The following is a 22925-nucleotide window of genomic DNA, read 5'->3' on the forward strand; positions in this document are numbered from 1 at the left end:
GGGGCCGGGGTCCGGGACGCCTGGGCGCGGGCCTGGGCGCCGGTCACGGCCACGGCCGGGTGGCGCTCGGTGCGCGGCCTGGCGCGTGAGCTGCGGCCGGTGTGGTGGGTCGTGCGCGGCTGGGTCCTGGGCTCGTGGGCAGCGTCGGCCGTCGGCGGCTCCTGGTTCTCGCTGGTCCCGGTCGAGACGTCCGACCTCGTGCTGCAGGTGGCCGCGGTCGTGGTGAGTGTGCAGTGGGGGCGCGGCCGCTGGCTGCCGTGGCGGTGGACGCCGCGGCTGGCGCTCGTCGCGACGGCCGCGGCCGCGCTCCTGGTCGTGCCCCTCGTGGACGTCACCCGCGACCGGGTCGTCGAGGGCAGCGCCGGCTCGAACGGCCAGGGGTACGCGGACGCGATGTCCGTGGCGGCGCCCGTCGACTACGCCCGGGCGGGCGTCCCCGACGAGGACGGCGTGTGGGTCGACGGCATGCAGGTGTCCAACCTGTTCGCCTACGACGCCGACGGCAACCCCCTCAAGGACGTGCAGCTGTTCGACGACCGCGGCCGCCCGGTGCGGACCGTGTCGGACAAGGGCGCGACGCGGGTGTGGGCCGTGCCGGAGCTGCCGGGCCTGTGGTACTTCCAGCCGGGCCTCGCCACCGACGGGCGGCAGCGCTGGAACGTCTACCCGCTGTCGGCGGTCGCGCGCGAAGACGTGGTCAGCGACGACGCCACCGGGACGATGCGCCCCGCCGTCGGCGCGCAGCCGCGCACCATGCCGTGGCCGTTCCTCAAGGCGCCGACGGCGATCGCGCCGGCGGGGCCCGGCGACTCGCCCGACGGTGGAGCGCAGGACGGCGACGCGCCCGAGGGTGGCGCGCAGGACGCCGGGGAGGAGGGCGCCCAGGAGCCGGCCCGGGCGCCCGCCGGCGACCCCGTCCAGGGGCGCGCGACGACGGCCTCCGCCGCCCGCTGAGGCGGCCCGCCGGGCCGCGGGAGACCGGTTGCCCCGGGCGACGGGTGTGAGATGCGAGACGCCCGCCTGCGGGGCTCCCGGGCCGCCGTAGACTGGCCCCATGCCTCAGAACGACCTGGCCACGGTCGACGCTGCCACGGAGCCGACCCCGACGCCCCGCCCCCGCAAGGTGCCCCGCATCGTGGTGCTCGGTGGTGGGTCCGTCGGGCTCTACGTGGCGCGCCGCCTGCGCAAGAAGCTGAAGAAGAGCGAGGCGGCGATCGTCGTCGTCGACCCTCGCCCCTACATGACGTACGCGCCGTTCCTCCCCGAGGCCGGCGCCGGGTCCATCGACGCTCGTGACGTCGTCGCCCCGCACCGTCGCGCCCTCAAGGGCATCGACGTGCTGCAGGGCATGGTCGTCAACATCGCCCACGGCGACAAGCGCGTCACGATCCGCCCGGAGGAGGGTCCGGACTACGAGGTCTCCTACGACCAGCTCGTCGTCGGTCTCGGCTCGGTCTCCCGCACGCTGCCCATCCCGGGCCTGGCGGAGAACGCCATCGGGTTCAAGAACGTGGAGGAGGCCATCGCGGTCCGCAACCACGTGCTGAACCGCATGGACGTCGCCTCGTCCACCTGGGACCCCGAGCTGCGCAAGAAGATGCTCACCTTCACGTTCATCGGCGGCGGCTTCGCCGGCGTGGAGGCCATCGCGGAGATCGAGGACATGGCGCGCTACGCCACGCGCAACTACCCGACGATCGAGCCCGAGGACCTGCGCTTCGTCATGATCGAGGGCGCGGGCCGCATCCTGCCCGAGGTCTCCGAGCCCATGGGCAAGTGGGCCCTCGAGGAGATGCAGAAGCGCGGCATCGAGTTCCACCTCAACACGTTCCTCAGCTCGTGCGTCGACGGCCACGTGGTCACCTCCACGGGGGTGGAGTTCGACACCGAGACGATCGTGTGGACCGCGGGCGTCAAGGCCAACCCGGTCATCAAGGAGGCCTCGGACCTGCCCGTCGACAAGATGGGTCGCGTCACCGTGCTGCCGACCCTCCAGGTCGCGGACGAGGACGGCAACGTCGTGCCCGACGCCTGGGCCGCCGGCGACTGCGCCGCGGTGCCGGACGTGCTCAACCCGGGCAAGTTCTGCCCGCCGAACGCCCAGCACGCCATCCGCGAGGCCACCAAGCTCGCCGACAACATCGTCGCGGGCTACAAGGGCGAGCCGGTCGAGGAGTACTCGCACAAGAGCGTCGGCGTCGTGGCCTCCCTGGGCCTGTACAAGGGCGTCGCCGAGCTGTTCGGCTTCCTCAAGCTCAAGGGCCCGCTCGCGTGGCTCGCGCACCGCGGCTACCACGTCATGGCGATGCCCACGGGCAACCGCAAGCTGCGCATCCTCGTCGGCTGGATCGGCCAGTTCCTCATGGGCCGCGAGGTCATCTCGCTCGGCTCCGTGCACGACCCGCGCGAGGAGTTCCGTCGCGCGTCCGTGCCGCCGGCCAAGCCGGGCGAGAAGGTCGAGCAGAAGGCGACGTCCTCCGCGGCCTCGGCCGCCGAGGGCAAGACCGTCGACACCGACGACGCGGACAAGGTCAGCGCCCAGAAGTGGTGACGCGCTGACGCACCGCTGACGACGGCGGCGGTCGGGACCCCCGGTCCCGGCCGCCGCCGTCGTCGTACCGGGAGGCGTCCGGCGCCCGCTTACGCCCTGAGCAGACCGGCGGGTGGACCCGGGCGCGAACCGGTGCGCCGCGGCGCGCCACGCCGGTAGCGTGACCGCATGAGCCTGCCCGCGGTCCCGCGCCAGTCCGCACCCGCCGCCGAGCCGCTCCTGCGCGACCTCGTCGGGGCGATCCTGCGGCGAGAGCGTCGCCGCCAGGACCGCACCCTGCAGGACGTCGCCGCCACCGCCCGGGTGTCCACCGCCTACCTCTCCGAGGTCGAGCGTGGCCGCAAGGAGGCCTCCAGCGAGGTGCTCGCCGCCGTCTGCGGGGCGCTCGGCCTGGCGCTGCTGGACCTTGTGGCGCGGGCCCACGCCGAGCTCGCCGTCGCCCGGGCGCGCGCCCGGGGCGAGGCGCGGGTGCTCGACCTGACCGCCGGCCCGAGCGCGGCCGTGCGGCCGCTCGGCCCCGTGGGCGGCCGCACGGCCGGCCCGGCCGCCGACGTCGTGGTCCTCGCCGCCTGACGACGCCGGCCGCCGTCACGCCGCCGCGACGGCACCCACCGGCAGCTTGCGGGACGTCACGACGGCGTCCGCGACGCCGTACTCCACCGCCTGCGTCGCGGACAGCACGAGGTCGCGGTCGGTGTCGGCGCGCAGCCGCTCCGGCGATCGGCCGGTGTGCCGGGCGAGGATCTGCTCGGTCTCCGCGCGCAGCCGAAGCACCTCGGCCGCCTGGATCTCGAGGTCCGACACCGTGCCCTGGCCCCCGCCGGACGGCTGGTGCAGCAGCACGCGCGAGTGCTCCAGCACCGCCCGCTTGCCCGGCGCCCCGGCCGCGAGCAGCACGGCGGCCGCCGACGCCGCCTGCCCCAGGCAGGTGGTGGCCACGTCGCAGCGCACGAACTGCATCGTGTCGTAGATGGCGGTCATCGCGGTGGCCGAGCCGCCGGGGGAGTTGATGTACAGGTCGATGTCCAGGTCCGGCGCCTCGGACTCCAGGTGCAGCAGCTGCGCCATGACCACGTTCGCGACGCCGTCGTCGATCTCGGTGCCGAGGAAGACGATCCGCTCGCGCAGCAGCCGGCTGAAGACGTCGTAGGCGCGCTCGCCGAGCCCGGTGCGCTCGACGACCGTCGGGATCGTGTACGTCGACATCACAGCCCCGCCTTCCGGCCGGCGGCGGCCGGCCGCACGTCGTCGACCGTCTCCACGACCCGGTCGGCCAGCCCGTACTCGACCGCCTCGGGGGCGGTGAACCAGCGGTCGCGGTCGGCGTCGGCGGCGACCTGCTCGACGGTGCGGCCGGTGTGCCGGGCGGTGAGCTCCTGCACCACGCGCTTGGTGTGGGCGAGGTTCTCCGCCTGGATGGCGATGTCGACGGCCGTGCCGCCGATCCCGGCCGAGGGCTGGTGCATGAGCACGCGGGTGTGCGGCAGCACGTACCGCTTGCCCTTCGTGCCGGCGGTGAGCAGGAACTGGCCCATGCTCGCGGCGAGGCCGAACCCGACCGTGACGACGTCGCCGGGCAGCAGTCGCATCGTGTCGTACACCGCCAGGCCCGCCGAGACGGACCCGCCGGGGGAGTTGACGTAGAGGGCGACGTCGGCGCGGGGGTCCTCGGCGGACAGCAGCAGGAGCTGCGCGCAGACGCGGTTGGCGACGGCGTCGTCGATCTCCGTGCCGACGACGACGATGCGCTGGTGCAGCAGGCGCGCGGCCAGCTGGTCGTCGAACGGGCCCGCCGGGGCGGCGGCCTCGGACCTCGCGGTGGGGACGGTGGTCGGGGTGGCGGGTGAGGCGCTCGCGGCGCCGGGTGCGGTGGTCATGCGTCCCACCGTGCGGCCGCCGGCCCCGCCGGGGGGAGGGGCTTCTGCCTGCGGCACATCTGCCGAGGGCAGAGCCGCCCGGCGCAGGCGGTACGGTCGGTGCCGACGACGCGCGCCGGCCCGCGCCGGTTCGCGCCGGCCGGGCGTTCCGTCGTCGGCCCCCGTAGCCCAACTGGCAGAGGCAGCCGGCTTAAACCCGGCCCAGTCCCGGTTCGAACCCGGGCGGGGGCACCGGTGCCCGCACGCGACGAGCGCCGTGGTCGCCCGGCATCCCGCGGGAGGAAGCCGGGCAACCACGGCGCTCGCCGGGGTGTCGCGGGGGTGTCGCGGGGTGTCGCGGGGGGGGGGCGTCAGTCGATCGCGCCGACGATGATCTCCTCGCCCTCCTGCTCGCGGTCCTCCTCGATGCCGTCGGCGCGCGCGAGGTGCTTGCGGCCGAACGTGATCACGAGCGTGGAGACGACCAGCACGAGCACGCCGAAGAAGAACGGCGTCGCGGTGGTGCCGGTGACGTCGGCGAGCCACGAGGCCAGCGGCGGGGCGATGGCGCCGCCCACGAACCGCACGCCGGAGTAGGCCGACGACGCGACGCCGCGCGGCAGGTCGGTGGCCTCCATCGAGCACTCGGTGAGCACCGTGTTCAGGATGCCGAGGAACAGGCCGCCCACGACGATCAGGACGATCAGCGCGGTCGCGCTGGTGTGCAGGATGCCCGCCAGCAGCAGCACGACGGCGTACAGCGGGATGACGATCCGCAGCACCACGGAGCGGCGCAGGCGACGGGTCAGCAGCGGCGCCCCGAACACCGAGGTGATGGCCAGGGCGAAGCCCCAGCCGAAGAACACGTACCCGAGGGTCAGGGCGTCGGAGACGCCGAGCGGCTGCAGCGCGAACGGCGCGTAGGCGAGCAGCACGAAGAAGCCCATGTTGTAGAACAGCGCGGCGATCGCCATGACCCGCAGGCCGGGCACCGCCAGGCCGCGGAACGGGGCCGAGAGCCTCGTGGGCTGCGGCTTGTCCTTCGTGCGCAGCATCGTGGCGATCGCGACGAAGGCGACGGCCATGAGCACGGCGGTGCCGAAGAACGGGCCGCGCCAGGAGACGTTGCCGAGCAGGCCGCCGACGAGGGGGCCGACGGCGAGGCCGACGCCGAGCGCCGCCTCGTACAGGATGATCGCGTTGGCGGCGCCGCCGGCGGCCGCGCCTACGATGCTGGCCAGCGCGGTGGAGATGAACAGGGCGTTGCCCAGCCCCCAGCCGGCGCGGAACCCGATGATCTGCCAGACCGTGGCGCTGGACCCGGCGAGGGCGGCGAACACGACGATGACGGCCAGGCCGATCAGCAGCGTCTTGCGCGCGCCGATGCGGCTGGAGACCCAGCTGGTGAAGAACATCGCGAAGCCGGTCACCAGCAGGTACGTGGTGAACAGCAGCGACGTCTGCGTGGGCGTCGCGTGGGTCGCCTCGGCGATGGCGGGCAGGATCGGGTCCACCAGACCGATGCCCATGAAGGACACGGTCGCGGCGAACGCGATCGCCCAGACCGCGAGCGGCTGCTTCAGCAGCGATCCGCCGCCCCCGCCGTGCGCGGTGGCCTTCGCGGCGCTGCCGGCGCCCTCGGGGGCCCGGCCTTCCGGCGCCCTGTCGACTGCGGTCACTTGGTGCTTACCTCCAGGTCTGCGTCCTGATGCTCGGTGCGGGTCTCGCTCTCGCCGAGCTCGATCCGGTCCTGCAGCAGCCGGACCGTGCGCCGCAGGGCGTCCAGGTCGGCCGGTGCCAGGTCCGTGAAGTACGGGGCCAGGGCGGCGGCGACCGCCCCGCGCCACTCGTCGTAGGCGGCGCGCCCGTCGTCCGTGATCGAGATCGTGGAGGCGCGGGCGTCGCTCGGGTCGCTCGTCCGGCGCACGTGACCCCGCTCGAGCAGCGTGGCCACGAGCTTGGTCATGGTGGGCGCGGCCACCCGGCTGTGGGCCGCGAGCTCGCTGACCCGCATCGGCCCCCGGGACGCCAGCACGCCGAGGGTGCGCCAGACGGCGGGGGACTCGGCCGCCGCACGGGTCCCGGCGAGGTGACGCGCCGCGACCCGGACCAGTCGGCCGTTGGCCTGGACGAGGTCGCCCAGCAGCTCGCGCAGCTCCGTACTCACGTGCCACCAAGATACTTAGGCATGCTAAGTATGTCAATGCCTGGGGCAACAATCCAGGCGGGAGCGGTCAGCGCAGCGGGCGCCAGCCCGCGGCGTCGTGCCCGCCCGGGACGTCGACGTCCGGGTCGTACGGCGTGCGCGTGAAGCAGAACGTGCCGACGTCGAGCGCGACCGCGCGGCCGGCACGCTCGACGACGCGCAGCGTCTCGCCGCGCCAGTAGCCGCCCACCGTGCCGACCCACTCCCGCGGGCCGGTGCGCGCGAACTGCGACGCCCGCCCGCCGGGCCGGTCGGCCACGAGCGCCAGCCCGCCGTCGGCGCCCACCCGCACGGTGAACGGCTGCGGCCCCCAGTACCAGGTGCCGGCGAGGTCCAGCAGGTCGGCTCGGTCGTCGTGGTCCGACGGCGTCGCGAAGGGGTCGGCGGCCGCGGCCGGCTCGGCGTCGGCCAGCGTGCGCAGCAGCGAGGTCACCTCGCCGAACCCGGCGGTGGACGACCCGCACGCGGCCACCACGTCGCCCGTGACGACGTCGGCGCGCACCGCCGCGGTGAACCCCGGCACCGACCCGCCGTGCCCCGCGCTCCGCACGCCGTCCTCGTGGTGCACGCTCACGCCGAGGCCCCACGCCGTCGTCCACGGAGCGCCCGGCTCGTCGACCACGACCAGGGGCGCGCACATGCGGCGGCGCGCCGCGAGCGGCAGCACGGCGTCGCCGCCGCCCGGCGTGCGCGCGTCGTGGGCGGCGTCCCAGGCGCCCGCCGGGCCCGCCGCCACGAGCCACGAGGCGAAGCGGACCAGGTCTGACGGCGTCGACCACACCTCGCCGGCGGGCCCCATCGCCCCGTAGCCGGCGACCGGCTCGGCGTGCACCAGGTCGGCGTGCGGGTGCACCGCGAACCCCGTGGCGTGCGGGCCCGCCGGCACGCGCCCGGTCGCGGCCATCCCCAGCGGCGTCCAGACCTCGTCGCGCAGCACGGCGTCCCACGCGCGCCCGTGCAGCTGCTCCAGCAGCCGGCCCAGCACGGCGAAGCCCACGTTGGAGTAGTGGTGCTGGCCGCCGGGCGCGGCCAGCGGCGCGAGGGCCGCCAGGTCGGCCCACGTCGTGCCGCCCGCGCGCTCCCACCAGGCGCCCGCCGGCTCCGCGGGCAGCCCGGCGGTGTGGGTGAGCAGCTGCACCAGGGTGGCGTCCGGCGCCGGCGCGTCCGGCAGGTACCGCCCCACCGGGTCCTCGAGCCGCACGGCCCCGGCCGCGTCGAGGCGCAGCACCGCCACGGCCACCATCGGCTTGGTGATCGACCCGACCCGGAAGGCGTGCTCCGGGCCGACGACGGTGCCGACGCCGGTGCCGACGGTGCCGGTCCACGCCACCCGCCCGGCGCGGCCGACGGCGGCCGACAGCGCGGGCACCCGCGCGGCCCTCCGGCGCTCGGAGGTCCAGGCGGACAGGGCGGCGGTGGTCGAGTCGCTCAGCACGCGCGCCAGGCTAGCGGCGGCCTCTGCGTCGGGAGGCGGGAACCGCCCGGGGATACGCTTCGTTGGTCCGAGCGACAGACACGACACCGGCGTCGTGCGCCACCTGATCACGACTGGAGTGCTGCGTGTCCCACCTCGCCCGGCTGTCCCTGGCGAACCGCGCGGTCGTCGCCCTGGCGACGGTCGCGATCTTCGTGCTCGGTGTCGTCTCCATGGGGTCGCTGCGCCAGGAGCTGATCCCGTCGCTGCAGATCCCGCAGGCCGCCGTGGTGACCACCTACCCCGGCGCCGCGCCCGACGTCGTCGCCGACCAGGTGAGCGAGCCGCTCGAGACGGCCGTCAAGGGGGTCGACGGCGTCGAGGCCGTCAGCTCGACGTCGTCCACCGGCATGTCGGTGACCAGCGTCGAGATGGCCTACGGCACCGACATGGACTCGGCCGCCACGCAGCTGCGCGGCGCGGTCGACCAGGTCCGCAGCCAGCTCCCCGAGGACGTCGACCCGCAGGTGGTCACCGGGTCGGTCGACGACCTGCCCGTGCTGCAGCTCGCGGTCTCCCGCGCGGGCGAGGGGGAGGAGCTCGACGACGCGGCGTTCGCGGCGCTGGTCGAGGACACGATCGTGCCGCGCCTCGAGGAGGTCGACGACGTGCGCGGCGTCAGCGTCTCCGGCGTCGCGGACCAGGAGGTGCGCATCGACGCCGACCCCGCGGCGCTCGCGGCCGCCGGCCTGACGACGGCGCAGCTCGGCACGCTGCTGCAGGACAACGGCGCGGTGGTGCCCGCCGGCACCGTGGCCGACGGCGACACCGAGCTCAGCGTCCAGGTCGGCTCGGCCATCGGCTCGGTCGAGGACCTGGAGGCACTGCCCCTGCCCGTCACGTCCGGCGAGGGCGCTGCAGCCGGCGAGGCCGGTCAGGCCGGCGAGGCCGGCGCCGACGGCGGCGCGCTGACGCTCGGCGACGTCGCCGAGGTGACCGCCGGACCGCAGGCCCCGACCTCCTACTCGCGCCTCGACGGCGAGCCGTCGCTCGGCGTCGCGATCACCAAGACGCCGCAGGGCAACACCGTCGAGGTCTCCCACGCCGTCGCCGACGCGCTGGACGAGCTGCAGCCGGTGCTCGACGAGCGCGGCGTGCGCACCGCCGTCGTGTTCGACCAGGCGCCGTTCATCGAGGAGTCGATCCACGGCCTGGCCACCGAGGGCGGGCTCGGCCTCGTGTTCGCCGTCGTGGTGATCCTGCTCTTCCTCGCCTCGATCCCCTCGACGCTCGTCTCGGCGGTGTCGATCCCGCTGTCGCTGGCCGTGACCTTCGTGGTCATGCAGATGACCGGCTACACGCTGAACATCCTCACGCTCGGCGCGATGACCATCGCCGTCGGCCGCGTGGTGGACGACGCCATCGTGGTCATCGAGAACATCAAGCGGCACCTGTCCTACGGCGAGGACAAGCGCCAGGCGATCCTCACCGCCGTGCGCGAGGTCGGCGGCGCCATCACCGCCTCCACGGTGTGCACCGTGGCCGTGTTCGCGCCGATCGCGTTCGTCTCCGGCATGGTGGGCGAGCTCTTCCGCCCGTTCGCCATGACCGTGGCCATCGCGATGCTCTCCTCGCTCGTGGTGGCGCTCATGGTGGTGCCGGTGCTGGCGTACTGGTTCCTGCGCAGCCCCCGGGGCGCGGAGGCGGACGGCGGCGCCGCCGTGCGCGAGGCCGCCGAGGCCAAGGAGCGCCGCGGCCTGTGGCAGCGGGCCTACGTGCCCAGCCTGGCGACGGCGCTGCGCCGGCCGTGGGCAGTGGTGGGCGTGGCCGTCGTGGTGCTGGCCGGCACCGTGGCGCTGGTGCCGCGGATGGAGACCAGCTTCATCGGCGACTCCGGCCAGAACACCCTGACCGTCACGCAGACGTTCGACGCCGGCACGGCGCTGGCCGCGCAGGACGACGCCGCCCGCGAGGTGGAGGGCGTGCTCGAGGGCGTGCCGGGCGTCGAGACGGTGCAGACCACGGTGGGCAGCGGCGACAGCACGATGGCGGCCTTCGCCGGCGGCGGGGCGTCGCCGCAGGCGTCGTTCGCCGTCACGCTGGACGCCGACGTCGACGCCGAGGCCGCGCGCGGCGAGGTCCGCGACGCGCTCACCGACGCCGGCGTGCCCGGCGAGGTCCAGGTCTCCGGCGGCGAGTCCGGGTTCGGCGGCTCCACCGTCGACCTCGTGGTGACCGCCCCGGACGCCGACACGCTGTCGCAGGCCGCGACCGCCGTGCAGGACGCGGTGGGCGACGTCGACGGCGTCGCCGAGGTGGCCAACAACCTCTCCGCGGCCACCGAGCGCATCCAGGTGACCGTCGACCGCGCGGCGGCCGCGCGGGCCGGTCTCACCGAGGCGCAGGTCAGCGGCGTGGTGGCCGGGCAGATGGGCGACCAGGCGATCGGCCGCGTCGACCTGGGCGACGGCCCGGTCGACGTGGTCGTGGCCGCCGAGGACGCCCCCGCGACCGTCGACGAGCTCGAGGGCCTCGTGGTGCCGACGGCCGCGGGCGTGGTCCCGCTGACCGACGTGGCCGCCGTCGAGCGCGTCGAGGCGCCCGCCTCGGTGACGCGCGAGGACGGGCAGCGCTCGGCGACCGTGTCGGTCACGCCGTCCGGCCAGGACCTCGGCTCGCTCACCGCCGCGCTGACCGCCGCCGTGGACGACGTCGAGCTGCCCGCCGGCGCGGCGGTCGAGGTCGGGGGCGTCGCCTCCCAGCAGGCCGACGCGTTCGCCGACCTGGGCCTGGCGCTGCTGGCCGCGATCGCGATCGTCTACCTGGTCATGGTCGGCACGTTCCGCTCGATGGTGCAGCCGCTCATCCTGCTGGTCTCCGTGCCGTTCGCCGCCACCGGGGCCCTGGTCGCGCTCCTGGTCACGGGCACCCCGCTGGGCGTGCCGGCCCTCATCGGCGTGCTGATGCTGGTGGGCATCGTGGTCTCGAACGCCATCGTGCTGATCGACCTCATCAACCAGTACCGCGAGCGCGGGCGCACGCTCGACGACGCGGTGCGCGAGGGCGCCCGCAAGCGCCTGCGGCCGATCGTCATGACCGCGGCGGCGACGATCTTCGCGCTGACCCCGATGGCGCTCGGCATCACCGGCGGCGGCTCGTTCATCAGCCGCCCGCTGGCGCTCGTGGTCATCGGCGGCCTGGTGTCCTCCACCCTGCTGACGCTTTACGTCGTCCCGGCGATCTACATGATCATCGAGCGGCGCAAGGAGCGGCGGGCGGCCCGCCGGCGGCCGGCGCCCCCGGCGGACTCGCCGGCCGAGCGGGGCGGGGCCGGCGACGAGCGCCGGCCGTACACCGCCCAGCACGCGAAGGTGGACCCGGCCTGAGCGTGTCCACCTCGGCGTGCTGGGCGGTAGCCTCCTGCGGGCGAGCACGAGCCCACCGAGCGGGGGAGCCCCATGCGAGCCCTGCCGCCTCGCGCGGCCGACGTCGGCGCGCTCGCGTCCGGACCGTCGAGCCTGGACTCGTCGGCCTCGGCTTCGCCGGACCCCGGTGAGTGTGGCGCGCGGTGGCCCAGGGCACCTACCGATTCCAGCTGTGGGGTCCCAGCACGACCGACGCCTAGCGCGCCCGCTCGGCGAGCGGCACCGTGCGCTGCCGGTGACCGTCGTCCGCCTGGCGGCCGCGCCGGGAAGCACCCCGGAGCGCCCGCGGGGGGGGGGGGGGGCCCCCCCGGGCCCCCCCCCCCCCCGGCGCGCCCGCGGGGGGGCGGCGCCCCCCCCGGGGCCCCCCCCCGCCCGCGGCCGACCGGTCCCGGCCCTGCCGGTCCCGGTCCGTACCCGGCCGGCGCCCCCTGCGGCGCCGGCCGGGAGTCTCAGTCGGCGGGGCGCGCCTGGTCGCTCCGCGCGGTGCCGGTGCGCGCCACGCGCGCGGCCGGCTGGCTCGCGGCCGCCGCCGCGCGGCGCTGCGCCCGACGGCGCCGCAGCCGTTCGAGGAGCACCGCCCGCTCGAGCTCCTGCTCCATGGTCAGCCCGCGCTCCGTCGTCATCCGCGGTCCCCTTCCCGCTCGTGCCCGGCGGTGCCGGGCTTCCCCCTGCCTGACCTGCGCGGCCGGTAGCCTCCTCGTGGCGAGCGTGTCGCCGCCCACCGAGCGAAGGAGCCCTTATGCGAGTCCTGACGCCCCGAACCGTCGCCGTCACGGCGGCCGTCCTGATGCTGGCCGGCATCACCACGCCGGCCGTCGCCGCCGAGCCGAGCGCGGCCGAGCCCGGTGTCGCCGTCGTCGACGACGACCTGCCCGACCCCACGGACGTCGTCGAGAACGGCGACGGCACGACGACGCTCGTCTACGACGACGGCGCGACGTTCACGTCGCAGACCGCGGTCCCGGCGGGCGACGGTGCGCGCACCCTCGCCCTCGCTGCCGCGTCGTTCCCCTGGAGCGCGACCTACGACGTGTCGATCACCTCCCGCAGCTGGACGACGAGCGGCTCCGGCGACGTGTGGGTCGACGTCAGCTCGATCACCAACTGCGGCGGCAAGGCGCAGAGCCTGTCCCTGTACCGGCTCAGCGGCTCCAGCTGGTCGCGGGTGGGCACGGTGCGGTCCGTGAGCTGCAGCGGCGGCAGCTACGTGTGGCGCGGGGTGGCTCAGGGTACCTACCGGTTCCAGCTGTGGGACTCCAACACGACCGACGCCTACCGCAACCACTCCGCGAGCGGCACCGTCCGCTACCCGTGACGCCGTCGCCGGGCGCGCCGCGGTGCTCGCGGCGCGCCCGGCGACCGCCGTGCCTTCAGCCATCCTCGCGCCTCTGCACCACGCGCCGGAACGCGAGCACGGCGGCCGTCGCCAGGAGCGCGAGCACCACGGCGGCCAGGCCTGTCTCGAGCGCCTGCTGGGCGCGCCAGACGGTGGGGACCACGCGGTCGGCCACCAGCCACGCGGCGATTGCGGCGGCGACGCGCACCACGGCGCACAGCGAGGCGATCACCGGGCTCACGACCGACCGGGGCGAGCGGCTGCGCAGGACCATCAGGACGGCGGCGCCGCTCAGCGCCAGGGCGGCCAGCTTGGCGACGGCCGCTCCCGGGAACACCCCCTCGTACCCGATGCCCGCGGTGACCACCCAGGCGACCGCCACCACCAGGCCGCCGTCGACGACCGCGCCGGCCACCGACGCGGGGATGGCGACCGTGCCGTCCGGCTCGCGGTGCCACAGCGCCCGCTTGTGCGCCTCGCGCCCGGCCAGCAGCCCCGCCACGACGGCGGCGACCACCAGCGCCGTGGCGGCCAGGCGCGGCGCGCCGACCATGCGCAGCGCGGCGGTGAGCGCCAGCGCGCCGAGCACGCCGGCGGCGCGGAACCACAGGTAGGCGAGCCCCAGCCGCAGGAGGAAGGGACGCGCGTCGGGGCGCTCGGCGGCCGGCCCCGTGCTAGTCACCATCCGGCTGCCGTCCTCCCAGGCTGAGCGTCGCGACGTAGATCTCCTCCACGTCGCGCGTCGACACGGTCTTGTGCACCGCCTGCCGCGAGACGCCCAGCTGCGCCGCCACGCGCGCCAGGCTCGCGTCCTCCACGAGCCGCGCGTACGTGGCGCGGCGCCCGGAGGCGGCACGCTCCTGGGCGTACGCGAGGTACGCGCCGAGCTCGTTCCACAGCAGGGCGGTGCGGAGCGGGTCCGTGGCATGGCCCGCCCGGTACAGGCCGTCGCCGAGGTCCGCCAGCGCGGCCCTCGCCTCGTCCGCGGTGACGCCGGCGGCCACCAGCCGGTCCCGGGCCGCGTCCAGGTCGGCGCCCTCCCGGTGGGGGAGGGCACGTGCCCAGGACGCCGCGGTGGACTCCACGTCGTCGAGTCAACCGCCGCCGGGCAGGGGTGTCAACCCGGGGTTGACGGCGGGCGGCGAAGCGTTGCCGGACCGTGACCTGACCGGACCGTGACCTGAGCCGGCCGCGACCCGAGCCGGACCGTGACCTGAGCCGGCCGGGGTCAGGCGTCCCGGCGCCGCACCGCCACGACGGCGGCGACCAGCACCACCACGGTGTAGCCGGCGAGCACGGCGTAGCCGGTCGACGGCTCGAGCAGGGTGTCCGGCGTCGTGCCCGTGGAGATCACGCGCTCCCCGGCCACCGACGGCAGCAGCTTGTTGACCCACTCGGCCCACGCGGCGTCGGACACCGACGTGACGATCGAGAACACCAGCGGCAGCACGAACAGCGCCGCGACGAGCGTGAAGATCGTGCCGGCGGTGTGCCGCAGCAGCGCGCCGACGCCGACGGCGAGCACGCCGATCGTCACCAGGTACAGCACGCAGCCGGCCAGCGCCCGCACCTGGGTGCCGTCCGACCAGTCGACCTCGAGGCCGGCCGCGTCGAGTATCGGCATCGTGGCCAGGTAGGCGATCGCGAGGGCCACGACCACCAGCACGGCCGTCACCCCGGCGACCACGAGCAGCTTGGCCGCCAGCACGGGCAGCCGGCGCGGCACGGCGGCGAACGTCGCCCGGATCATCCCCGTCGAGTGCTCGCTGGTCATGGTCAGCGCCCCCAGCACGGCGACGACGAGCTGGGCGAACGAGTAGCCGAACACCACCGCCGTGGTGCCCGTCAGCCCGATCGCCTGCAGGCCCTCGTCCTGCGCCATGCCCTGCTGCATCTCCGGCTCGCCGCGGGCGGTGTTCAGCAGGCTCGCCATCATCAGCGCGAGGCCGACCATGACGACGACGGTCAGCAGCGCCGCCCACAGCGAGGAGCGCAGGGTGCGCAGCTTGACCCACTCCGAGCGCAGCACGCGCCCGAACGTGACCGGGCGCACGAGGCCGCTGCGCGGGGGCGCCGCCGTGGTGGCGGCCGTGGCGGTGGTGGTCATCGCGGGGCTCCCTCCGTGCGGTACTCGACGGCGTCCGCCGTCAGCTCCATGTACGCGTCCTCGAGCGTCGAGCGCACGGGGGTCAGCTCGTGCAGCGCCAGCCCGTGCGTGAGGGCCAGCTCGCCGATGACGGCCGCGTCGAGGCCGCTCACCTCGAGCAGCCCGGCGGCGCGACCGTCGTCGGCCCCGTGGTCGGCCCCGTCGGGCCCGTGGTCGGCAGGGTGCTCGACGGCGGTGCCGCCCGCCCGGCGCACCGCCGCGGCGAGGGCCCCGGCGCCCGGCGTGCGCACCCGCACGGTGCGCCGCGAGGCGCCGTCGACGAGCTCCTGGACGGGGGTGTCGGCCAGGATCCGTCCCTTGCCGATCACGATCACGTGGTCGGCCGTGAGGGCGACCTCGCTCATCAGGTGGCTGGACAGGAACACGGTGCGGCCCTCGCCCGCCAGGTAGCGCGCGAGGTTGCGCACCCACAGCACGCCCTCCGGGTCGAGCCCGTTGACCGGCTCGTCGAGGATGAGGGTGCGCGGGTCGCCCAGCAGGGCGGTCGCGATGCCGAGGCGCTGCCCCATGCCGAGGGAGAACCCGCCCACGCGCTTGCGCGCCACGGACTGCAGCCCGGTGAGCTCGATGACCTCGTCCACGCGCCGCGCCGGGATCCCGTGCGTGGCGGCCAGCGCGAGCAGGTGCTGGCGGGCGCTGCGGCCCGGGTGCACGGCCCTGGCCTCGAGCAGCGCGCCGACCTCGGCCAGCGGGGCCCGGTGCTCGGCGTACGGCCGGCCGTTGACGGTGACCGTGCCCGCCGTCGGCCGGTCCAGGCCCATCACCATGCGCATCGTGGTCGACTTGCCGGCCCCGTTGGGGCCGAGGAACCCGGTGACGATGCCGGGGCGCACCGTGAAGGTGACCTGGTCGACCGCCGTCGTGGGCCCGAACCGCTTCGTCAGGCCGGTCGCCTCGATCATGGCGCCCCCTCGGTGGGTGTGGGTGGTGCCTGCCCTCCGAGCGTAGGGCGCGCCTCGTCGGGGCGTCACCAGGGATCTCCCTGAACTTCGGGTCCGGGGCCCGGGAACCTCCCGCGGCCCGCCTGCGTTGCATAGGGTGGTTGGAACGGCCAGCGACCCGGCTCTGCGTACCGACGCCTTGTCGGTGCGGAACCGGCAGCCGCGACCAGGAGGAGCTCATGAGCAACCCCGTCTTCTCGAACAGCGACGTCTTCGGCGAGCCGCGCCGCACGGCCGCGCGCCGGGGCGGCGTGGGCACGGCCCCCGCGCCGCAGCAGGGCTACGGGCAGGCCCCGCAGTACGGCCAGTACGGTGCCGCCGGTGCCCAGGCCGCCGACGCGGCGACGCTGGAGAACCTGTACAACGCGCCGTCGGCGACGACGGCGGACACCAAGCGCCTGACCTACGACGACGTCATCGTCAAGACCGGCGGCCTGCTCGCCGTGCTGGTGGCCGTCGCGGCGGCCACCTGGTACCTGGCGCCGCAGATCTGGCCGATCGGCATGATCGTCGGCCTCGTGCTGGGCCTGGTGAACGCGTTCAAGCGCAACCCGAGCCCGGTGCTCATCACGCTGTACGCGGTGGCCGAGGGCGTGTTCCTCGGCGGCATCTCGGCGGCGTTCGCCAGCTTCTACGACGGCGTCGTGCTGCAGGCGGTGCTCGCCACGATGGCGACCTTCGCCGCCTCCCTGTTCCTGTTCAGGTCCGGCCGCGTGCGCGTCACCCCGAAGTTCACGCGCTGGCTGATCATCGCGATGGTCGGCTACCTGGCCTTCCAGCTCGTCAACCTCGTGCTGGTGTGGACGGGCGTGCTCGGCGGCGCCGGCATGCGCGGCGGCGCCCTCGGCATCGTCGTCGGCCTGGTGGCCGTCGGCCTCGCCGCGGCGTCCCTCATCGTGGACTTCGACTCCATCAAGCGCGGCGTCGAGGCCGGCGTGCCCTCGAAGTTCGCCTGGTCGGCCGCCTTCGGCCTCACGGTCACCCTCGTGTGGCTGTACCTGGAGTTCCTGCGCCTGCTGGCGATCTTCCAGTCCAACGACTGACGGTCTCCCGCGGCCTCTCCCGGCCCGACGACGGCCGCTCCCCGGACGACGGGGGGCGGCCGTCGTCGTCCCCGGGACGAAGTGCGAGAGGATGGGCCCATGCGCTACGCCGAGCACATCTCCGACCTCGTGGGCGGCACGCCGCTCGTCAAGCTGAACTCCGTGACGGCCGGCCTGTCGGCGACGATCCTCGCGAAGGTCGAGTACCTCAACCCCGGCGGGTCCGTGAAGGACCGCATCGCCCTGAAGATGATCGAGGCCGCCGAGGCCTCGGGCGAGCTGAAGCCGGGCGGGACCATCGTCGAGCCGACGTCGGGCAACACCGGGGTGGGCCTGGCCCTCGTGGCCCAGCGCAAGGGCTACCAGTGCGTGTTCGTGTGCCCGGACAAGGTGAGCAAGGACAAGCGCGACGTGCTGGCCGCGTACGGCGCGCGCGTCGTCGTCACGCCCACCGCCGTCGCGCCCGAGGACCCGGACTCCTACTACTCGGTCTCCGACCGCCTCGTGCGCGAGATCCCGGGGGCCTGGAAGCCGAACCAGTACGCCAACCCCAACGGCCCGGCGTCGCACTACGAGTCCACCGGCCCGGAGATCTGGGCGGACACCGACGGCAAGGTCACCCACTTCGTCGCCGGCGTGGGCACCGGCGGCACCATCACCGGCACGGGCCGGTTCCTCAAGGACGCGAGCGCCGACCGGCCCGAGGCCGAGGGCGGGCGCGTGGTCGTCGTCGGCGCGGACCCCGCCGGCTCGGTCTACTCCGGCGGCGACGGCCGGCCGTACCTGGTCGAGGGCGTCGGCGAGGACTTCTGGCCGGCCGCCTACGACCCGACCGTGCCGGACGAGGTCATCCCCGTCACCGACGCCGACTCCTTCGCCATGACGCGCCGGCTCGCGCGCGAGGAGGGCCTGCTCGTGGGCGGCTCCTGCGGCATGGCCGTCGAGGCCGCGCTGCGGTACGCCCGCCGGCTCGAGGAGCAGGACCCCGAGGCGGCGAGGAAGGCGGTGATCGTCGTGCTGCTGCCCGACTCCGGCCGCGGCTACATGTCGAAGATCTTCGACGACGCCTGGATGCGCTCGTACGGGTTCATGGACGCCGACGCCGAGGTGACCGCCGGCGACATCCTGCGCGCCAAGACCGGCGACACGCCGCCGCTGGTGCACACGCACCCGAGCGAGACGGTGCGCGACGCGATCGCGATCCTCCAGGAGTACGACGTCTCGCAGATGCCGGTCGTGGTCGCCGAGCCGCCGGTGAAGATCGGCGAGGTGGCCGGCTCCGTCACCGAGCGCCACCTGCTCGACCTCGTGTTCTCCGGCAAGGCCAACCTCGCCGACCGCGTCGAGGACCACATGGAGGAGCGGTTCCCGCTCGTCGGCGTCGGCGAGGGCGTGGACGCCGTGCGCGCGGCGCTGCACGACGCGGACGCGCTGCTCGTGGTCGAGGGCGGCAACCCGGTGGGCGTGCTCACCCGCCACGACCTGCTGGGCTACCTCGCGCACTGAGGCCCGCCGCGACGACGACGCGCCCCGGACGCCTGAGCGTCCGGGGCGCGTCGTCGTCTCCCCGCGCGAGCGGCGTCGGGCGCTCTCAGGTGCGCTCCGGCGCCCGGAACGCGCGGGGGTCGAGCGGCTCGGCCTCGGCGCGGATCACGTGCATGACGGCGTTGATCAGCGCCAGGTGGGTGAACGCCTGCGGGAAGTTGCCCAGGTGCCGCCCGGTGCGCGGGTCGATCTCCTCGGCGTAGAGGTTGAGCGAGCTGGCGAACGACAGCAGCCGCTCGCACAGCGACCGCGCCCGGTCCACCTCGCCGATCTCGGCGAGCGCCGAGACCAGCCAGAACGAGCAGATCGTGAACGTGCCCTCCTCGCCGCGCAGGCCGTCGTCGGTCTCCTCGACGCGGTAGCGCAGCACGAGCCCCTCCTCGGTGAGCTCGTCGGCGATCGCCAGCACCGTCGCGCGCACGCGCGGGTCCTCCGGCGGCAGGAACCGCAGCAGCGGCACCAGCAGCAGGGACGCGTCGAGGGCGTCCGAGCCGTACCGCTGCACGAACACGCCGCGCTCGTCGACACCCTTGGCGCAGATGTCCGCGTGGATCTCGTCGGCGAGCTTCTGCCACTGCTCGGCGTAGTCGTGCTCGTCGTACAGCCGCGCCAGGCGCGCGCCCCGGTCGAGGGCGACCCAGCACATGAGCTTGCTCGAGGTGAAGTGCTGCGGCTCGCCGCGCACCTCCCAGATGCCGCGGTCGGGCCGGTGCCAGTGCCGCGCGGCCTCCTCGACCTGCTTCTTGAGCACCGGCCACAGCGCCTCCGGCAGCTGCTCGCGGTTGCGGGTGTGCAGCCAGACCGAGTCGAGGACGGCGCCCCACACGTCGTGCTGGCGCTGGGAGTACGCGGCGTTGCCGACGCGCACGGGCTGCGCCCCCTCGTACCCGGTCAGGTGGCCCAGCTCGTGCTCCTCCAGCGTCGCCTCGCCGCCGACGCCGTACATGACCTGCAGCGGCTTGTCGTCGCGGCACACGTCCTGGATGAACGCGAAGAAGTCGTTCGCCTCCCGGTCCAGGCCCAGGGTGTACAGCCCCCACAGCGCGAACGTCGAGTCGCGCACCCACGCGTAGCGGTAGTCCCAGTTGCGCTCGCCGCCGGGCGTCTCCGGCAGCGACGTGGTCGCGGCGGCCAGCAGCGCGCCCGTCGGCGCGTAGGTGAGGCCCTTGAGCGTCAGCGCGGAGCGCTGCAGGTAGGTGCGCCACGGGTGGTCCGGGAACGCGCCCTGGGTGATCCAGTCGCGCCAGAACTGCTCGGTGCGCCACATCTTCTCGATCGCCTCGTCCCAGCTCTCCGGCGCGGGCATGTGCGACCACGACAGCGCGACGAAGTGCGTGTCGCCCTCGGACATGCGCGTGCGGGCGCTGGCCCGCCGGCCCTCGATGCCGAACCGCAGGCTCGCGGCCAGGCGCAGGTCCGGGTTGCTGGCGCCGGTGCGCGCGACGACGGAGCCGTAGCCCTCGCCGTCGTACTCCCACTGCGGCTCTGCGCGGGCGTAGTCCGGCATCGGCTCGCACACGACCTCGAGGTCCACCGTGCCGCTGACGCACTTGATGGTGCGCAGCATGATGTGCTCGGCGTCATCGTCGGTGGGCGTGCGCCGGTGCGTGTGCGAGCGCTCGTCGATCTCGTGCCACGGGCCCATGACCATGGCGTCGCGCACCACGAGCCAGCCGGTGGACGTCTGCCACGTCGTCTCGAGGATGAGCGTGCCGGGCACGTAGCGGCGGGCCACCGGCACGTGCACGCCGTGCGGGCCCACGCGGAAGTGGCCCGCCCCGCGGTCCAGGACCGCGGAGAACACGCTGGGGGAGTCGGGGCGCGGCACGCACATCCACTCCACCGCACCGCTGGGGGCGACCAGCGCGTTGGTCTCGCAGTCGGACAGGAAGCCGTACTCCGCGATGGAGGGGAACGTGCTGCGGCCGTCGGCAGGGGTCGGCGCAGGAGCAGCAGGGGTCATGACTCCAGGGTGCGGTGCCGGGGCGGTGCGAGGCCAGCCCGTGGGGGCCGCAGAGATCGGATTCACAGCGCCCTGCCGGGCGCCGGAAGATCCCTCCGGGCGCGTGTCGATTCCGGGGTTCCCCGTTCGACCTGGGGATGAGAGGGTCCCGACCAGGGGGCCCACCGATCGCAGGAGACCGAGATGGCCAAGTTCATGATGATCATGCGGGGCACCGACGAGACCGAGGCCGCGTTCGCCGACTCCGGGATCAGCTTCGACGAGATGATCGAGCAGATGGGCCGGTACAACCAGCAGCTCATCGACGCCGGCGTGCTGGTGGCCGCCGAGGGGCTGGAGGAGCCGTCCAAGGGTGTCGTCGTCGACTACTCGCAGCAGCCGCCGGTGGTGACCGACGGCCCGTACGGCGAGACCAAGGAGCTGTTCAACGGCTTCTGGATCCTGGACGTGCCGACGGTCGAGGACGCCGTCGCCTGGGCCTCGAAGGCGCCGCTGGCCGGGCCCGGGGCGAAGGCGGAGATCCGCCGGATCCCGTCGATCGACGAGTTCCCGCAGGACAACGAGTGGATCCGCAAGGAGCGCGCGTGGCGGGAGTCCGCCGGCCAGCTCTGAGCGGCACCCGCACCACCCACACCCGCACCACACCCGCACCACACCCGCACCACCCGGCACACACCGACACTGGAGACGACGATGCCGAAGTACATGCTGATCATGCGCGGTACCGACGAGGGCGCCGCCGCCTACGCCGAGAAGGACTTCCGCGAGGTCATCGCGGAGATGGGCCGCTACAACGAGGCGATGATGGAGGCCGGCGTGCTCGTGGCCGGCGAGGGCCTGGCCGACTCCGCGGAGGGGGCGGTCGTGGACTTCACCGCGGAGACGCCGGTGGTGACCGACGGCCCGTACGGGGAGACCAAGGAGCTGTTCAACGGCTTCTGGATCCTCGACGTCGCCTCGAAGGACGAGGCGATCGAGTGGGCGCGCCGCGCGCCGCTGCACGGGCCGGGCAACAAGCTGGAGGTCCGCCGCGTCAACGGCGTCGAGGACTTCCCGCAGGACGACCCGTGGATCCAGAAGGAGGCGGGGTGGCGCGAGCGGCTCGGGACGGAGTGAGCGCCGGTCCCGGCGCCGGTCCCGGCACCGACCCCGACGCCGGGCGGCGCGCCGTCGAGGCGGTGTGGCGCATCGAGGCGGCCCGCATCGTCGGCGCGCTGGCCCGGTACACGGGCGACTTCCCGCTCGCCGAGGACGTGGCGTCCGAGGCGCTCGCGGAGGCGCTGGTGGCCTGGCCGCGCGACGGCGTCCCGCGGGACCCGGCCGCGTGGCTGCTCACCGTCGGGCGGCGCCGGGCGATCGACGCGTTCCGGCGCCGCTCCGCCCGCGACGAGCGCTACGCCGCCCTCGCCCACCACCTGGACGAGGGCGACGCCTGGGCGGGCGCGGACGCCACGGGACCGGGCGCCGGCGCGGGCGACGACGACCTGCTGTGGGACCCCGACCGGATCGACGACGACCGGCTGGCGCTGCTGTTCGTCGCGTGCCACCCGGTGCTGTCCAAGGAGGCGCGCGTCGCGCTGACCCTGCGGGTGGTCGGCGGCCTGACGAGCGAGCAGGTCGCCGCGGCGTTCCTGGTGCCGGTGCCGACCGTCCAGGCGCGCATCACCCGGGCCAAGAAGACGCTCGCCGCCGCGCGCGTGCCGTTCGAGGTGCCGCCGGCGGCCGAGCGCGCCGAGCGGCTGGGCTCCGTGCTCAACGTCCTGTACGTGATCTTCGCCGAGGGCTCGACGGCGTCCTCGGGCGAGGCGTGGATGCGGGCCGACCTGGCCCAGGAGGCCGTGCGGCTCGCCCGCCAGCTGGTCCACCTCGTGCCCGAGGAGCCGGAGGCGCACGGCCTGCTGGCCCTGCTCGAGCTCACCGCCGCCCGGTTCCCGGCGCGCACCGGGCCCGACGGCGCCCCGGTGCTGCTGGCCGACCAGGACCGGCGGCGCTGGGACCGCGCGGCGATCCGGCGCGGCCGGGCGGCGCTCGCCCGCGCCGTCGGGACGGGGCGGGGGCTCGGGCCCTACGGCCTGCAGGCGGCCATCGCGGAGCAGCACGCCGTCGCGCCGTCGGTCGAGGAGACCGACTGGGAGCGGATCGTGCTGCTGTACGAGGCGCTCGGCCGGGTGGCGCCGTCGCCGGTCGTGGAGGTCAACCGCGCCGTCGCGGTGTCCATGGCCGCCGGCCCGGCCGCGGCCCTGCCGCTGGTCGACGCGCTGGCCGCCGGCGGGCAGCTGCGCGGCTCCTACCTGCTGCCGAGCGTGCGCGGCGAGCTGCTGGCACGGCTCGGCCGCGACGCCGAGGCCCGCGCCGAGCTGGAGCTCGCCGCGCGGCTGTGCGGCAACGCCCAGGAGCGCGGCGTGCTCGAGCGCAAGGCCGCGGCGCTGGGCTAGCCGGCGCGCCCGCCGTCGCCCACCCGGCCGGCGGCGCGGCGCC

20 protein-coding genes, 1 tRNA gene and 1 pseudogene are annotated in these 22925 nt (G+C 75.0%); 11 read left to right on the forward strand and 11 right to left on the reverse strand.

Annotated elements, in window-relative coordinates; genetic code table 11:
* The 3 genes and pseudogenes from GSF02_RS15645 to GSF02_RS15655 all read left to right on the forward strand — a co-directional run.
* Positions 1-954: pseudogene (locus GSF02_RS15645) on the forward strand (hypothetical protein); the annotation flags it as partial.
* 100 nt (positions 955-1054) lie between these two features.
* Positions 1055-2551: an NAD(P)/FAD-dependent oxidoreductase gene (locus tag GSF02_RS15650; RefSeq protein ID WP_159798188.1), complete on the forward strand. Its 1497-nt coding sequence runs from the start codon at positions 1055-1057 to the stop codon at positions 2549-2551.
* A gap of 168 nt (positions 2552-2719) precedes the next feature.
* Positions 2720-3124, forward strand: coding sequence for a helix-turn-helix domain-containing protein (locus GSF02_RS15655; RefSeq protein ID WP_159798190.1), 405 nt, complete (start codon positions 2720-2722; stop codon positions 3122-3124).
* Positions 3125-3139: 15 nt separating this feature from the next.
* Here GSF02_RS15655 and GSF02_RS15660 read toward each other — a convergent pair whose 3' ends face one another.
* The gene (locus GSF02_RS15660) at positions 3140-3757 is read right to left on the reverse strand and encodes a ClpP family protease (RefSeq protein WP_159798192.1); all 618 of its coding nucleotides are present in this window, start codon (positions 3755-3757) and stop codon (positions 3140-3142) included.
* The gene (locus tag GSF02_RS15665) at positions 3757-4428 is read right to left on the reverse strand and encodes a ClpP family protease (RefSeq protein ID WP_159798194.1); all 672 of its coding nucleotides are present in this window, start codon (positions 4426-4428) and stop codon (positions 3757-3759) included. The genes GSF02_RS15660 and GSF02_RS15665 overlap by 1 nt, the downstream gene beginning before the upstream one ends.
* 157 nt (positions 4429-4585) lie before the next feature.
* On the opposite strand from GSF02_RS15665, the gene GSF02_RS15670 reads away from it, so the two are divergent.
* Positions 4586-4659 (forward strand) — tRNA-Leu (locus GSF02_RS15670).
* 119 nt (positions 4660-4778) lie between these two features.
* On the opposite strand, the gene GSF02_RS15675 is transcribed toward GSF02_RS15670, so the two are convergent.
* From GSF02_RS15675 to GSF02_RS15685, 3 genes are all read right to left on the reverse strand, one after another.
* Entirely contained in the window at positions 4779-5993 is a 1215-nt protein-coding gene (locus GSF02_RS15675) for an MFS transporter (protein WP_235915626.1), read from the reverse strand.
* Positions 5994-6082: 89 nt separating this feature from the next.
* Positions 6083-6574, reverse strand: coding sequence for a MarR family winged helix-turn-helix transcriptional regulator (locus GSF02_RS15680; RefSeq protein ID WP_159798196.1), 492 nt, complete (start codon positions 6572-6574; stop codon positions 6083-6085).
* Positions 6575-6641: 67 nt separating this feature from the next.
* Positions 6642-8048 carry a serine hydrolase domain-containing protein gene (locus GSF02_RS15685; RefSeq protein ID WP_235915625.1) on the reverse strand — a complete coding sequence of 469 codons (1407 nt, stop codon included), beginning with the start codon at positions 8046-8048 and terminating at the stop codon, positions 6642-6644.
* Positions 8049-8173: 125 nt separating this feature from the next.
* On the opposite strand from GSF02_RS15685, the gene GSF02_RS15690 reads away from it, so the two are divergent.
* Positions 8174-11413 carry an efflux RND transporter permease subunit gene (locus GSF02_RS15690; protein ID WP_159798198.1) on the forward strand — a complete coding sequence of 1080 codons (3240 nt, stop codon included), beginning with the start codon at positions 8174-8176 and terminating at the stop codon, positions 11411-11413.
* A gap of 488 nt (positions 11414-11901) precedes the next feature.
* Here GSF02_RS15690 and GSF02_RS15695 read toward each other — a convergent pair whose 3' ends face one another.
* Complete coding sequence (locus GSF02_RS15695; protein WP_159798200.1) at positions 11902-12075, reverse strand: hypothetical protein; 174 nt, start codon at positions 12073-12075, stop codon at positions 11902-11904.
* Positions 12076-12191: 116 nt separating this feature from the next.
* Between GSF02_RS15695 and GSF02_RS15700 the strand changes: the two genes are divergently transcribed.
* Positions 12192-12767, forward strand: a complete 576-nt coding sequence (locus tag GSF02_RS15700) for a hypothetical protein (RefSeq protein WP_159798202.1) — start codon at positions 12192-12194, stop codon at positions 12765-12767.
* A gap of 55 nt (positions 12768-12822) precedes the next feature.
* Here the strand turns inward: GSF02_RS15700 and GSF02_RS15705 are convergent, their stop codons facing one another.
* From GSF02_RS15705 to GSF02_RS15720, 4 genes are all read right to left on the reverse strand, one after another.
* Positions 12823-13473 carry a hypothetical protein gene (locus tag GSF02_RS15705; protein ID WP_159798204.1) on the reverse strand — a complete coding sequence of 217 codons (651 nt, stop codon included), beginning with the start codon at positions 13471-13473 and terminating at the stop codon, positions 12823-12825.
* Positions 13463-13873: a hypothetical protein gene (locus GSF02_RS15710; protein ID WP_159798206.1), complete on the reverse strand. Its 411-nt coding sequence runs from the start codon at positions 13871-13873 to the stop codon at positions 13463-13465. Before GSF02_RS15710 ends, GSF02_RS15705 begins: the two co-directional genes overlap by 11 nt.
* A 143-nt stretch (positions 13874-14016) precedes the next feature.
* A complete protein-coding gene (locus GSF02_RS15715; protein WP_159798208.1) occupies positions 14017-14895 on the reverse strand; it encodes an ABC transporter permease in 879 nt (292 codons plus the stop codon).
* Complete coding sequence (locus GSF02_RS15720) at positions 14892-15857, reverse strand: ABC transporter ATP-binding protein (RefSeq protein WP_159798210.1); 966 nt, start codon at positions 15855-15857, stop codon at positions 14892-14894. The genes GSF02_RS15715 and GSF02_RS15720 overlap by 4 nt, the downstream gene beginning before the upstream one ends.
* Before the next feature lie 218 nt (positions 15858-16075).
* Between GSF02_RS15720 and GSF02_RS15725 the strand changes: the two genes are divergently transcribed.
* Both GSF02_RS15725 and GSF02_RS15730 read left to right on the forward strand, forming a co-directional pair.
* The gene (locus GSF02_RS15725; RefSeq protein WP_159798212.1) at positions 16076-16939 is read left to right on the forward strand and encodes a Bax inhibitor-1/YccA family protein; all 864 of its coding nucleotides are present in this window, start codon (positions 16076-16078) and stop codon (positions 16937-16939) included.
* A 99-nt stretch (positions 16940-17038) separates the two neighbouring features.
* On the forward strand, positions 17039-18445 hold the full coding sequence (locus GSF02_RS15730; protein ID WP_159798214.1) for a cystathionine beta-synthase: 1407 nt from the start codon (positions 17039-17041) through the stop codon (positions 18443-18445).
* A gap of 85 nt (positions 18446-18530) precedes the next feature.
* On the opposite strand, the gene GSF02_RS15735 is transcribed toward GSF02_RS15730, so the two are convergent.
* Positions 18531-20447: a glycoside hydrolase family 15 protein gene (locus GSF02_RS15735; protein WP_159798216.1), complete on the reverse strand. Its 1917-nt coding sequence runs from the start codon at positions 20445-20447 to the stop codon at positions 18531-18533.
* A gap of 183 nt (positions 20448-20630) precedes the next feature.
* On the opposite strand from GSF02_RS15735, the gene GSF02_RS15740 reads away from it, so the two are divergent.
* From GSF02_RS15740 to GSF02_RS15750, 3 genes are all read left to right on the forward strand, one after another.
* A complete protein-coding gene (locus GSF02_RS15740) occupies positions 20631-21059 on the forward strand; it encodes a YciI family protein (RefSeq protein WP_159798218.1) in 429 nt (142 codons plus the stop codon).
* A gap of 81 nt (positions 21060-21140) precedes the next feature.
* Complete coding sequence (locus GSF02_RS15745) at positions 21141-21563, forward strand: YciI family protein (RefSeq protein ID WP_201308961.1); 423 nt, start codon at positions 21141-21143, stop codon at positions 21561-21563.
* Positions 21560-22882, forward strand: coding sequence for an RNA polymerase sigma factor (locus GSF02_RS15750; RefSeq protein ID WP_159798220.1), 1323 nt, complete (start codon positions 21560-21562; stop codon positions 22880-22882). Before GSF02_RS15745 ends, GSF02_RS15750 begins: the two co-directional genes overlap by 4 nt.
* Positions 22883-22925: the final 43 nt, after the last annotated feature.

It is taken from the genome of Puerhibacterium puerhi, from assembly GCF_009846865.1.
GTDB lineage: Bacteria > Actinomycetota > Actinomycetes > Actinomycetales > Cellulomonadaceae > Puerhibacterium > Puerhibacterium puerhi.

Coding starts and splice junctions, on each gene's coding strand:
- GSF02_RS15740 (WP_159798218.1), top strand. CDS start 20,631: ATGGCCAAGTTCATGATGATCATGCGGGGCACCGACGAGACCGAGGCC.
- GSF02_RS15745 (WP_201308961.1), top strand. CDS start 21,141: ATGCCGAAGTACATGCTGATCATGCGCGGTACCGACGAGGGCGCCGCC.
- GSF02_RS15730 (WP_159798214.1), top strand. CDS start 17,039: ATGCGCTACGCCGAGCACATCTCCGACCTCGTGGGCGGCACGCCGCTC.
- GSF02_RS15655 (WP_159798190.1), top strand. CDS start 2,720: ATGAGCCTGCCCGCGGTCCCGCGCCAGTCCGCACCCGCCGCCGAGCCG.
- GSF02_RS15660 (WP_159798192.1), bottom strand. CDS start 3,757: ATGTCGACGTACACGATCCCGACGGTCGTCGAGCGCACCGGGCTCGGC.
- GSF02_RS15705 (WP_159798204.1), bottom strand. CDS start 13,473: ATGGTGACTAGCACGGGGCCGGCCGCCGAGCGCCCCGACGCGCGTCCC.
- GSF02_RS15725 (WP_159798212.1), top strand. CDS start 16,076: ATGAGCAACCCCGTCTTCTCGAACAGCGACGTCTTCGGCGAGCCGCGC.
- GSF02_RS15715 (WP_159798208.1), bottom strand. CDS start 14,895: ATGACCACCACCGCCACGGCCGCCACCACGGCGGCGCCCCCGCGCAGC.
- GSF02_RS15695 (WP_159798200.1), bottom strand. CDS start 12,075: ATGACGACGGAGCGCGGGCTGACCATGGAGCAGGAGCTCGAGCGGGCG.
- GSF02_RS15735 (WP_159798216.1), bottom strand. CDS start 20,447: ATGACCCCTGCTGCTCCTGCGCCGACCCCTGCCGACGGCCGCAGCACG.
- GSF02_RS15665 (WP_159798194.1), bottom strand. CDS start 4,428: ATGACCACCGCACCCGGCGCCGCGAGCGCCTCACCCGCCACCCCGACC.
- GSF02_RS15700 (WP_159798202.1), top strand. CDS start 12,192: ATGCGAGTCCTGACGCCCCGAACCGTCGCCGTCACGGCGGCCGTCCTG.
- GSF02_RS15650 (WP_159798188.1), top strand. CDS start 1,055: ATGCCTCAGAACGACCTGGCCACGGTCGACGCTGCCACGGAGCCGACC.
- GSF02_RS15720 (WP_159798210.1), bottom strand. CDS start 15,857: ATGATCGAGGCGACCGGCCTGACGAAGCGGTTCGGGCCCACGACGGCG.